The sequence below is a fragment of the Lachnoclostridium sp. Marseille-P6806 genome, assembly GCF_964238185.1.
GTDB lineage: Bacteria > Bacillota > Clostridia > Lachnospirales > Lachnospiraceae > Brotaphodocola.
The window spans coordinates 79231-92026 of sequence record NZ_CAXSLG010000001.1 but is presented as its reverse complement, the minus strand read 5'-3'; the positions used below and the strand labels follow the sequence as shown (position 1 = coordinate 92026).

The window sequence follows — 12796 nt, the reverse complement described above, 5'->3', positions numbered from 1 at the left end:
TGAAGCGAAGCGGAATCGAGCTGGGAGCACGTCAGGAGAGGGAAGAGCCCAGAGCGGAGTGAGCATGCTCACGTAGAGCAGGCCGGAGGTCTTCTTTTATAGGGCGGAACCCGCGCAGCGAGATGAAGCGAAGCGGAATCGAGCTGGGAGTGCGTCAGGAGCGGGAAGTGACCGGAAAATCAGTAGGAACCGGAGGCGTGTATATGGAAATAACCAATTTCAGAACCAGCACCTTCTGGAAAGGAGAGATGGGGCTGCAGGCATCTGTTGAGGATGAAGGCAGTTCTTATCAGGTGCGCCTTTATGTCAAGGGTAGTCAGATTCGCGACTACTCTTGTTCTTGTGTAAAGGGAAATTCTTTTCACGGAATGTGTGCTCACGCGAAGCTGGTATGGGATAAATGGCAGAAGGAATTGGCAGTAGAAACAGGAAAGCCTGTATCTACATCCCAGGAAATTCGAACTATGATTCGGGAATATACGAATCGTGAGGTGGCTCAGATTATTCGGGAGCAGGAGGAAGGACAGATTCGTCTGATTCCTCGCCTGATTCTAAAAAATAATGAAGTATCTGTTGAGTTTAAGCTGGGCAGATCGCGGTTTTATGTGCTTCGGGATTTGATAGCCTTTGTACAGGCAATCGACAGTGGCGCCAGTGTCTCCTACGGAAAACAGCTGACCTTTCATCACAGCATTTATGCGTTTGCAGAAGAGGACAGACCTCTTTGTATGCTTCTGGCAGAGCTGGTTCATGTGTATCAGGAACATTATGAGCAGTTTCGCAGAAGCACCTTTGCAACAGTACAGGGGCTGAGACAGCTGAATTTAAGCCGTGCTAACCGGGATCGGTTTTTCAGGCTGATGGAAGGACAGACTCTTGAGGTAGAGTTTTCCTCCGGGGCATCTGCACAGGTGACGGTGAGCCATTCCGGAAAAGAGGGGACAGAGACCCTTCCTTTTGCAGTTTCTGTGGATATCTGCCGTGCAGGCAGAGACGGCATTCAGGTTTCTGTGGATCCGGATACCTATGGTTTTCCGGGAGAAGACTGCTGGTATGTAGGAGACAGAACGCGTTTCGTGTGTCTGGAGGGAGAAGCCTCCAGGCAGATGGGAAGTTTTTTAGAGCAGGTTTTAAAAGACAAAAGAAGTCATACACTGACTGTTCAGGATAGGGATATTCCATTGTTTTATGAGAGAGTGCTTCAGAAAATTCTCCCTTATACCAGTATGAATATTAAGGATGTGGATTTGGAACAGTATCGGCCTCAGGAATTAAAAGCAACTTTTTCATTTGACAGCCCAAGACCGGGAGAAATTACCATGAAGCCGGTGCTTTCTTACGGAGATTTTTCGTTTCAGCCAGTAGAAGATGAGAAGGTGCCAAGAACCATTTGCCGTGACGTTCCGGGAGAATTCAGAATCAGTCAGGCAATTACCAGATATTTTAAATACCGTGATGAAAGCGGGGAAACTCTTCTGATTCGGGATGATGAAGAAGCTATGTACCGGCTCCTTAGCGAGGGTATGGCAGAATTTATGGAGCTGGGAACAGTTTTTGTGTCAGAGGAAGCTGAAAAAATCAGGATTCTTCCGCCGCCGAGGGTGCAGGTGGGGGTTCAGACTATGGGAAACTGGCTGGAGCTTCATGTGGAGGCAGAGGGAATGACGCAGGCCCAGCTTCAGCAGCTTTTAAAAAATTATCAGCCGAAAAAGCCCTATTACCGACTGAAAACGGGAGAATTTCTCCAGCTGGGAGACGCAGGGATTTTTACAGTTGCAAAAATGATCAACGGTATGTCGGCAGAACAGGAGAAGGAGGAGTCCGGCACCTTTCGGATCCCCATGTACCGGGCTTTGTATCTGGACAGTATTTTGAAAGATGGAAATGGGATTACCTTTTACAGGGATAACCTGTTCAAGGCTGTTGTCAGAGGAATGAAGTCTGTGGAGGACGGAGATTTTGAGATTCCTGTGTCTATGCGCAGTGTACTGCGCAGTTATCAGAAAACAGGCTTTTATTGGATGAAAACCCTGGACAGCTATGGCTTTGGCGGAATTCTGGCAGATGACATGGGACTTGGAAAGACCGTTCAGGTGATTGCACTTTTATTGGATGAGGCCCAGAAAAACCAGGCCAGCCGTTTTCTGATTGTCTGTCCGGCTTCTCTGGTGTACAACTGGGAAAATGAGATTAACCGGTTTGCGCCGGAGCTGAAGGTGCAGACTGTGACAGGAGCTGCCGGGGAACGACAGGAAATTCTTGCAGCGGCCCACGCAGGAAATGTCGGGGAGAAGCCGCAGATTTATATTACGTCCTATGATCTTCTGAAACGGGATTTGCCTTTTTATGAAGGGATTTCCTTCCGTTTTCAGATTATTGATGAAGCGCAGTATATTAAAAATCCGTCCACCCAGACGGCCCGTGCAGTCAAGATGATTTCCTCGAGAACCAGGTTTGCCCTGACAGGAACTCCTATTGAGAACAGGCTTAGTGAATTTTGGAGTATTTTTGACTATCTGATGCCGGGATTTCTGTTTTCCTATGGAGAATTTAAAAAGCGTTTTGAGAATCCGGTGGCAAAGGACGGGGATCAGACGGCTGTGGAGACTCTGAAAAGGCTGACGGGGGCGTTTCTCCTGAGACGTCTGAAAAAGGATGTGCTAAAGGATCTGCCGGAGAAGCTGGAAACTGTGGTTTATTCCAGGGCAGAGACAGAGCAGCAGACCCTTTATAATGCACAGGCGCTGCAGCTGAAGCGGTATTTGGAGGATTTGGATGGTGATTTTGGAGGAAGCGAGCGGCTGCAGATTCTGGCGCAGATGACAAGGTTGAGACAGATTTGCTGCGATCCTTCCCTCTGCTTTCAGAAGTACAGAGGCGGCTCTGCAAAGCTGGATACCTGTATGGAGCTGATTTCCGGAGGAATTGAGGGCGGCCATAAAATGTTGGTATTTTCTCAGTTCACCTCTATGCTGGAGGTGATTGAAAAACGCCTGAAAAAGGAGGGGATTTCCTATTATCTGCTGACAGGAGGAACCTCCAAGGAGGAAAGAATACGCATGGCAGGGGCCTTTCAGACGGACAGCGTTCCTGTTTTTCTGATTTCTCTGAAGGCGGGAGGAACAGGGCTGAACCTGACAGCGGCAGATATGGTGATTCATTATGATCCCTGGTGGAATGCAGCAGCCCAGAATCAGGCAACCGACAGAACCCATCGAATTGGCCAGGAAAAGCAGGTAACAGTGTTCCAGATGATTATGAAGGATACCATTGAAGAAAATATAATGAAGCTGCAGGCGCAGAAGAAAAATCTGGCAGATCAGATTATTTCCGGGGAAAGGCTTTCCCTGTCCTCTCTTACAAAAGAGGAGCTGTTGAAGCTGCTGTCATAAAACAGTGCCTGGACAGGCAGAAAGGAGAAGAAGCGATGGCACTTTACGATTACACGGGAGCTTTGCGCCAGGGGCGCAAACAGTACCAGGCATCGGTGGCAAAGGGCGAATATCCCTATCTTCCGGTTCTGGATGATATTCTTGCCAATGCAGATATTGTTTCAGAGGTTAATTTAGGGCTGATTGATGTGCCCTTAAGCAAGATTGTGGGAACTAAGACAAAGGGACGGACAGAAGCCTTTGCAGGAAATTTTATGCCTCTTCTGGGAGAAAAGACAGAGTTTGGAGCCAAATGGGCCCGAGTTTATGATTATCAGATTGAAGAGGGGATTCACGATCCGATTCTGGCATATGAATTTATGAATCGCTACTATGTGCAGGAGGGCAATAAGCGGGTCAGTGTTTTGAAGTATGTCAATGCCTACAGCGTGCCTGCCTATGTAACCCGCCTGCTTCCCCGCCGCAGTAAGGAAGCAGACAACCGTTTGTATTATGCCTTTTTGGATTTCTATCAGGTATCCTTTAACTGTGACGTATGGTTCAGCAGAGAGGAAAGCTACAGCCGCCTTCTGAAGGCTATGGGAATGAAGCCGGGACAGGTGTGGGATCAGGATCAGAGAATGTATTTTAAGGGAGCTCATGATCTGTTTGTTCAGATATTTGAAGGAAAGCGGACACCGGATATTGAGATGACGGCATCCGATGCCTTTCTGGTTTATGTAGAGATTTTCGGTTATTCCCAGGTAAAGGAAAAAACAGGAGATCAGATGCGGCGGGATTTGGATAAAATATGGGATGAGCTGCTTTTAAAGGCTCATGGAAACAGGATTGATCTGGTAGAAAATCCCGCAGAGCAGGAAAAGCCTGCAGCAAAGCTGCTTGACTGGCTGAAGGGTTCTGAAAATATTGAGCCGGAAATGTTGAAAATAGCATTTATATATCCGAAGACCAAGGAAAGCTCTGGCTGGGTTTATGCTCATGAGCTGGGACGGATGTATTTGGAGCAGAAATACGAAGGAAAGCTGCAGACAGTGGTATTTAATAATGCCTCTACAGACAGTCAGGTGGCGCAGAATATATCTCTGGCTGTGGCTTCCGGCTGCAATGTGATTTTCACTACATCTCCTCAGATGGCGGCTCAGAGTGTAAAGGCAGCAGTGGAAAATCCTCAGATTCGTGTATTTAACTGCTCTGTGAATGTATCCTACTCCTCTATCTGTACCTATTATGCCAGAACCTATGAGGCAAAATTTTTGATGGGGGCGCTGGCGGCGGCTATGTGTGATGGGGACGAGCTGGGATATATTGCGGATTATCCGATTTATGGCCGGGTATCCAATATCAATGCCTTTGCCCTGGGAGCCAGAATGATCAACCCCAGAGCCAGGGTGCGCCTGACCTGGTCAGGTCTGGAAAATGACAGAAGCAGGGAGGAACTGGAGGAGGCGGGAATTACCTGGATTTCCGGAGATGATACGATTACGCCAAAGAGAGCTTCCCGGGAATTCGGCCTTTATCACTGCCTGCCGGACGGAACGGTGGAAAATCTGGCAACACCCATCTGTGACTGGGGAAAATGTTATGTCCAGCTGGTAGAAATGATTTGCCGCGGTATGCAGGATGCAGAAAGACAGAAGGGAAAAATGGCAGTGAATTACTGGTGGGGAATGTCTGCAGATGTGATTGACGTTATCTGCTCGGAGGCTCTGCCAAGATATACCAAGCGTCTGATCCGTTTCCTGAAATCCTCTATCTGCGGAGGAAGATTCCAGATTTTTGAAGGGGAATTTGAAACTCAGAGTGGAGAAATTATAGGAGAAGAGGGACGCAGTCTGACTCCGGAGGAGATTGTGAAAATGGATTGGCTGGCAGCAAATATTGTGGGAACGATTCCGCCGGTAGAGGCATTTAAGCCGGAGGCACGTCCTATGATTCTGCTGCAGGGGGTCAGAACAGATGCCAAAGATGAAAATGGGGAGGATGAAAAAGGTGAAAATTCTGGTACTGGCGGATCATGAATCGAAGGCGCTCTATGAGTATTTTGAACCGGAAAAGGTAAAGGATGTAGATTTGGTTTTGGCCTGCGGGGATCTGAGAAAAGGGTATCTGGATTTCTTCGCGTCTATGTGCCATGCGCCGGTACTGTATGTGTTGGGAAATCATGATGGCTGGTACAGGAAAAATGAACAATGCGGCTGTATCTGCATTGAGGATGACATTTATGTATACAAGGGAATCAGGATTCTGGGACTGGGCGGCTCCATGCAGTACATTCCCGGAGCGGAGCATCAGTATACGGAGCTGAAAATGAACTGGAGAATTAAAAAGCTCTGGTGGAAGCTGAAACGCCATAAGGGCTTTGATATTCTGGTTGCCCATGCGCCGGCAAGGGGGGTGAATGATCTGGAGGATCTTCCCCACAGGGGCTTTGCCTGCTTTCGTGCTCTGATCGAAAAATACCAGCCAAACCTGTTTGTACACGGGCATGTACATGCCAATTACGGCAATGGATTTAAGCGGGTTGATCAGCTGGGAAGCACTGTGGTGGTCAATGCTTATGACCATTATATTGTGGATTTTCCGGATCGCTAAAGACCAGAATACAGAAAGTTGTTCACAAAAGAATCACAAAAAAGCGCTTGCATTTTATTGTAAGCGCTTTTATAATCCATAAATGATAAGCTAGCTAACTATTAGGAAGCTAATTATTATAAAGATGCTATCGTTGAAAACGATTCCAGGATCAGGAGGAAACTTTAAGTAATCAAAATCATTGTCAATAGTGATTAAATGTGTTAAAATATACTCATGGAGGATATTGTTATGAACACATCTAATATCACTAATTACAAACCAAAAGATTTTGCTGAATTATTGGGTGTCTCAGTCAAAACGTTACAACGTTGGGATAGAGAAGGGATTCTGAAAGCAAATCGGACTCCAACTGATAGGCGTTATTATACTTATGACCAATATCTTCAGTTTAAGGGTATAAATACTGAAAACGATAATCGTCAGATTGTTATTTATGCCAGAGTATCTACAAGAAACCAAAAAGATGATTTACAAAACCAGGTAACATTTTTACGTCAGTTTTGTAACGCCAGAGGAATGATTGTAGACCAATGCATTGAAGAGTATGGAAGTGGTCTTAATTACAATCGTAAGAAGTGGAATCAATTATTGGATGAAGTGATGGAACAAAAAATCAAGACTATCCTAGTCACACATAAAGATAGATTTGTCAGATTTGGCTATGATTGGTTCGAAAAATTCTGTATGAAGTTCAACACAACCATAGTGGTAGTAAACAACGAAGAACTATCACCGCAAGAAGAACTTGTACAGGATATTGTTTCCATCCTTCCTGTGTTCTCCTGTAGGTTATACGGCCTTCGTAAGTATAAAAAACAAATAGAAGGAGATGGGGAGATTGCTAAAGAGCTTCAAGACGGAAATAAATCCAACCGAGGAGCAAAAGGTTAAGATTCGTAAGACGATAGGAACCTGTAGATTTATCTATAATTTCTATCTTGCTCATAATAAAGAACTTCATGAAAATGGTGAAAGATTTATGAGCAGCCATCAATTCAGAGTCTGGCTTAACAATGAATATATGCCAAATCACCCAGAATATGCATGGATTAAGGAGGCTTATTCAAAAGCAGTAACACAGTCAGTAAATCATGGAGAAACCGCATTTAAAAAGTTTTTCAAACATCAAAGTGGTTTTCCTAAGTTTAAAAAGAAGGGAAAATCAGATGTAAAAATGTATTTCGTAAAGAATAATCCAAAGGATTGCCGCTGCGAAAGACATAGAATTAACATTCCATCCCTTGGATGGGTTAGAGTGAAGGAAAAGGGATATATCCCTGTTACAAAAGATGGATATGTCATAAAAAGCGGTTCGGTTTCCATGAAAGCTGGCAGGTTTTATGTTTCGGTTCTGGCAGAAATACCGGATAGCAAGATAACGACCAATGATTACAGTGAAGGAATTGGCATAGACCTTGGGTTAAAGGATTTTGCCATTATTTCAAATGGTAAGACATATAAAAATATTAACAAATCGGCAAGATTAAAAAAACTTGAAAAACGACTGATTCGGGAGCAGAGATGTCTCTCCCGTAAGTATGAAAATTTAAAGAAAGGAGAGTCCACTCAAAAAACAAATATACAAAAGCAAAAGCTTAAGGTACAGAAGCTTTATCATCGGATAGACAATGTCCGCACGGATTACATGAACAAAACAATCGCTGAGATAGTAAAAACCAAGCCATCTTATATAACGATTGAGGATTTGAATGTATCAGGAATGATGAAGAACAGGCATCTTTCAAAAGCCGTTGCATCACAAAAGTTCTATGAATTTAGAACTAAGCTTAAAGCTAAGTGTGATGAAAATGGGATTGAATTAAGAGTCGTAGACAGATGGTATCCATCATCCAAAATATGTCATTGTTGTGGTGCTATCGAGAAAGATTTGAAGCTTTCAGATAGAATCTACCGTTGTGATTGTGGCTATGTCGAGGATAGGGATTTTAATGCTGCTCTTAATCTAAGAGATGCTTTAACTTACGAAGTTGCATAATGAAAGCAAACGTAAGTATGTACTGCGGGCTATCGCAGGAATTTACGACTGTGGAGTGTACAAGAACTTGTGAGTAGCGTATTGTTTATAATTGCCAAAGCATACACATTGAAGCAGTAAGAAGTATCCGCAAGGACTTCAATTTCTCGATGTGTTTGAGTATATTTCAACACATTTTGAGTGGCAGGTGAAGAACGTGAAAGAGAACAGGAAAGCCCGAAGGGGGGAGGAGGCCTTCTGGCGGGACCTGACAGAAAACTGGATGGATGTAAACCATCTTCACAGAACCATATTGGAGAGAAAGCTGAATCAGAATGGACTGTACCGGAGTCAGCATCAGCTGCTGATGTATATTTCTGATCATCCCAACCAGTCTCAGAAGGAGATTGCAAGGCTCAATCGGATTTCTCCGGCTACAGCGGCAGTGACTTTGAAAAAACTGGAGAAGGGCGGCTATATTCACAGGGTAGCAGATGACCGGGATAATCGGTGCAATCAGATCTGTCTGACAGAAAAGGGGAAGCTGGTGGTAGAATACAGCATTCGGTATTTCAGTCAGGTTCAGCAGAGGATGTTTGCGGGATTTACAGAAGAGGAGCGGACCAGGCTGACAGGGGATCTGGAACGAATTAAGAAAAATCTGACAGAATTTCTGTCTGAGACAGAAAGAGAGGATATATCATGAAGCAATATGTAAAATATGCAAAGCCTTATCTTGGCGCCTTTATCATAGGTCCGTGTCTGATGCTGACAGAGGTGCTTGGTGACATTCTTATGCCGAAGATGATGTCTCTGATTATTAATCATGGAGTAGCTGCCCACGATACAGGCTATATTCTTCGTATGGGGCTTTACATGGTTCTGGTGGCAGCAGTAATGGCAGTCAGCGGAATCGGAGGCGCTTATTTTTCTGCAAAGGCATCGATTAGCTTTACCAGTGATCTGAGAAAGGAGCTGTTTGAAAAGGTACAGCGGTTCTCATTTAAAAATATTGATGATTTCAGCACAGGTTCTCTGGTAACAAGACTGACCAACGATGTACAGCAGGTGCAGCAGGTAATGATGATGGGACTTCGTCTGGCGCTGCGGGCACCAGGAATGCTCGTAGGAGCACTGATTATGGCATTTCTGATGAATCCCAGACTGGCTCTGATTATTCTTGTGGTGATTCCTCTGCTGGCAGCGGCAATCGCGGCTATTATGACAACAGCTTATCCCAGATTCGGCATTATGCAGACTAAGCTGGATAAGATGAATTCAGGCATCCAGGAAGCCTTGACCAATGTGCGGCTGATCAAGTCTTTTGTGCGCGAGGATCATGAAATGGAAAAATTCCGCAGATCCAATGAAGATCTGCAGGAAAACAGCCTGCGGGCCATGAAGATTGTGATTATGACTATGCCCGTGATGATGCTGGCCATGAATATTACAACAGTGGCTGTTGTGTGGTACGGAGGAAATATGATTATCGGCGGCACCATGCAGGTGGGAGATCTGACGGCCTTTACTACCTATATTGTTCAGATCCTGATGTCTCTGATGATGCTTTCCATGGTATTTCTTCAGAGCGCCCGGGCCATGGCATCGATTAAGAGAATCGATGAGTTGATGAATACAGAGGTGGATTTGACAGACGATCAGGCAGGAAGAAAGGAGCTTGAGGTCAAAGAGGGACGGATTGAATTTAAGGATGTATCCTTTAGCTATGACAGGAATGGAGAGGACAAGGTATTAGAGCACATCAGTTTTACTGCGGAGCCGGGACAGGTTGTGGGAATTATCGGTTCTACGGGAAGCGGAAAGACTTCTATGGTTCAGCTGATTCCCCGTCTGTACGACGTGACAGAGGGAGCGGTTCTGGTAGATGGAGTGGATGTGAGAGAATATTCTCTGAAGCATCTGAGAAACGGCGTAGGCATGGTTCTCCAGAAAAATGTGCTGTTTTCCGGAACGATTGAAGAGAATCTTCGCTGGGGCAGTGAGACCGCCTCAGAAGAGGATATCAGGGCAGCAGCAGACGCAGCCCAGGCAGACAGCTTTGTAGCGTCCTTTAAAGATGGCTATGACACAGACATGGGGCAGGGCGGCGTAAATGTATCCGGCGGTCAGAAGCAGCGGCTGTGTATTGCCAGAGCTCTGCTGAAAAAACCGAAGATTCTGATTCTGGATGACTCTACCAGCGCGGTGGATACGGCTACAGAGGCAAAGATCCGAGAAAGCTTTCATACCACGCTGAAGGATACGACAAAGCTGATTATTGCCCAGAGAATCAGTTCGGTAGAAGATGCAGATCAGATTCTGGTGCTGGATGACGGACATCTGATTGGAGTGGGAACTCACAGAGAGCTTCTGGAGCACTGCGAGGCTTATCAGGAAATTTATTATTCCCAGAGAGATAAGGAAGGGGAGGCAAGCGCATAAATGAACGAAAAACAGAAACTGGACAGTCTGAAACGGCGTTATGGACGCCGTCCCTCCCAGAGAGGAGCTGTGGGAGGCGGAGGAATGCGCAGGCATCATGGGCCGGGAGCCCGGATGGCGGCAAAGGGCGGAAGACCCAAAGAGGCCAAAGCAGCGATTCGCCGTCTGATGACCTATTTAAAGGAAGATAAGGCGAAAATGGGATTTGCCTTTGTATGTGTGGTGTTAAACACCTTTGGAACCCTGGCAGGCGCCTATATGCTTCGTCCGATTATCAACACCTATATTGTTCCTATTGACGGAAGCCGCGGTGATGCTGCGGGGCTGGCACGGGCGCTGCTTGTTATGGCGGCAGTTTATGTGATTGGGGTAGGAGCCAACTATGCTCAGGCAAAGATTATGCTGACTGTGGCCCAGAACGCCTTAAAACGAATCCGAAACGATCTGTTTGAGAAGCTGCAGAGTCTTCCTGTGCGGTATTATGATACCAATTCCAACGGAGATCTGATGAGCCGTTTTACAAACGATGTGGATACCATTGGAAATATGCTGAGCAGTACGCTGGTACAGCTGTTTTCTGGAGCTTTGAGCATTGTGGGAACCTTGATTTTGATGATTTACACGAATATCTGGCTGACTTTGGTGACTCTGATTATGATCCCTCTGATGATGAAGGCAGGCGGAGCTGTAGCGCGAAGAAGCCAGAAATACTTTTCGGCCCAGCAGTCTTCTCTGGGAGCCTTGAACGGCTACATTGAGGAAACAGTCACTGGACAGAAGGTGGTAAAGGTATTCTGCCATGAGGATGTGGCTGCGGAAGAATTTGAACTTCTGAACCGTGATTTGCGTGATAATCAGATTCGCGCCCAGTTTTTCGGCGGAATTATGGGCCCGGTTATGGGAAATTTAAGCCAGGTAAACTACGCTCTTACAGCCTGCATTGGCGGCCTGCTATGTGTATTTCGGGGCTTTGACGTAGGCGGTCTGTCTGTATTTTTAAATTTTTCCAGACAGTTCAGCCGTCCGATCAATGAAATTTCCATGCAGGTCAGCAATGTTTTTTCTGCCCTGGCAGGAGCGGAGCGGGTTTTTGCTGTGATGGATGAGGCTCCGGAGCCGGAGGATGACAAGGATGCAGTGACTCTTGCGCCAATGGAAGGCCATGTAATTTTGGATCATGTGACTTTTGGATACAATCCGGACAAGGTGATTTTAAATGATATCAGCCTTTATGCGAAGCCAGGACAGAAGATTGCTTTTGTAGGCTCTACAGGAGCAGGAAAAACAACCATTACCAATCTGATTAACCGGTTTTATGATATTCAGTCAGGAAGCATTACCATTGACGGCGTAGATATCCGGCATATTAAGCGGGAGAACCTGAGAAGCAATATTGCCATGGTACTGCAGGATACGCATTTGTTTACAGGAACCGTGATGGAAAATATCCGTTACGGACGGCTGGATGCTACAGACGAGGAAGTGATTCAGGCTGCAAAAACGGCTTCCGCCCATTCCTTTATTATGCGTCTGCCTCACGGATATCAGACTATGCTGGAGGGAGACGGAGCGAATCTAAGCCAGGGACAGCGGCAGCTTTTAAACATTGCCAGAGCAGCTATTTCCAAAGCGCCGGTGCTGATTCTTGATGAGGCGACCAGCTCTGTGGATACCAGAACAGAACGCCATATTGAGCATGGAATGGATCGGCTGATGGCCGATAGGACCACCTTTGTGATTGCTCACCGGCTCTCTACAGTTCGCAATGCCAATGCTATTATGGTACTGGAAAACGGACGGATTATCGAACGGGGCGATCACGATGAGCTTCTGGCGATGAAAGGGCGGTATTACGAATTGTATACGGGACTTTCGGAGCTGGAGTAAGAGCCGGGAAACTCTTTATTTGTAACAGTTCAGTCTTGCAGCTTCTTGCCCGCTTACAGCGGACAAGAAGCTTTAGCCGTCCGCTTTATGTGGATTCAGTCAGGAAAACTCTTATGAAAGCAAACTTTCAACGAGTTTTCCTGACTGAATCCCCGCAAGGTTGAACTGTTACCTTTATTTTGTCAATGAGGGAGCCATATCTGCATCCGTATAACATGCGATGGAAGATAATTCGTAGGCAGTCGGATTCTCCAGGATACCTGTGGAAATATGAAAATATTTGTTATCTGGGGGCAGCTTCATATATTTTGTGTAAATTCTTTTGTTCTAAATTTATGATATAGGCAAATGTGAGTGCCTCTTTTCTTACATTCATCACCTGTTCCTGTTATCTTTAAAATACGACAAGAACAATAAAAAATCAATATCTAGTGTACATATTATACCGCTTTTTGCGTGAATTGTGTAATTTTTATGGAAATAGAACTCCACCAATTTGTTTTCA

The 12796-nt window shown here is 45.6% G+C and carries 8 protein-coding genes; all 8 read left to right on the top strand.

Going from position 1 to position 12796, the window contains the following annotated elements; translation table 11 throughout:
* Positions 1-203 precede the first annotated feature (203 nt).
* The 8 genes from ACESON_RS00350 (at position 204) to ACESON_RS00315 (ending at position 12291) form a co-directional block, all read left to right on the top strand.
* A complete protein-coding gene (locus ACESON_RS00350; protein WP_373108280.1) occupies positions 204-3392 on the top strand; it encodes a DEAD/DEAH box helicase in 3189 nt (1062 codons plus the stop codon).
* Between the two features lie 35 nt (positions 3393-3427).
* The gene (locus ACESON_RS00345) at positions 3428-5410 is read left to right on the top strand and encodes a BMP family ABC transporter substrate-binding protein (protein WP_177958829.1); all 1983 of its coding nucleotides are present in this window, start codon (positions 3428-3430) and stop codon (positions 5408-5410) included.
* Positions 5382-5984, top strand: a complete 603-nt coding sequence (locus ACESON_RS00340) for a metallophosphoesterase (protein ID WP_373107885.1) — start codon at positions 5382-5384, stop codon at positions 5982-5984. Before ACESON_RS00345 ends, ACESON_RS00340 begins: the two co-directional genes overlap by 29 nt.
* 246 nt (positions 5985-6230) lie before the next feature.
* A complete protein-coding gene (locus ACESON_RS00335) occupies positions 6231-6878 on the top strand; it encodes an IS607 family transposase (RefSeq protein WP_373108278.1) in 648 nt (215 codons plus the stop codon).
* Positions 6817-7983, top strand: coding sequence for an RNA-guided endonuclease InsQ/TnpB family protein (locus ACESON_RS00330; RefSeq protein ID WP_373107884.1), 1167 nt, complete (start codon positions 6817-6819; stop codon positions 7981-7983). Before ACESON_RS00335 ends, ACESON_RS00330 begins: the two co-directional genes overlap by 62 nt.
* A gap of 196 nt (positions 7984-8179) precedes the next feature.
* Positions 8180-8668 carry a MarR family winged helix-turn-helix transcriptional regulator gene (locus ACESON_RS00325; protein WP_373107883.1) on the top strand — a complete coding sequence of 163 codons (489 nt, stop codon included), beginning with the start codon at positions 8180-8182 and terminating at the stop codon, positions 8666-8668.
* Positions 8665-10404, top strand: coding sequence for an ABC transporter transmembrane domain-containing protein (locus ACESON_RS00320; RefSeq protein WP_177960264.1), 1740 nt, complete (start codon positions 8665-8667; stop codon positions 10402-10404). The genes ACESON_RS00325 and ACESON_RS00320 overlap by 4 nt, the downstream gene beginning before the upstream one ends.
* Positions 10405-12291, top strand: a complete 1887-nt coding sequence (locus tag ACESON_RS00315) for an ABC transporter ATP-binding protein (protein WP_373107879.1) — start codon at positions 10405-10407, stop codon at positions 12289-12291. It abuts the gene before it with no gap.
* Positions 12292-12796: the final 505 nt, after the last annotated feature.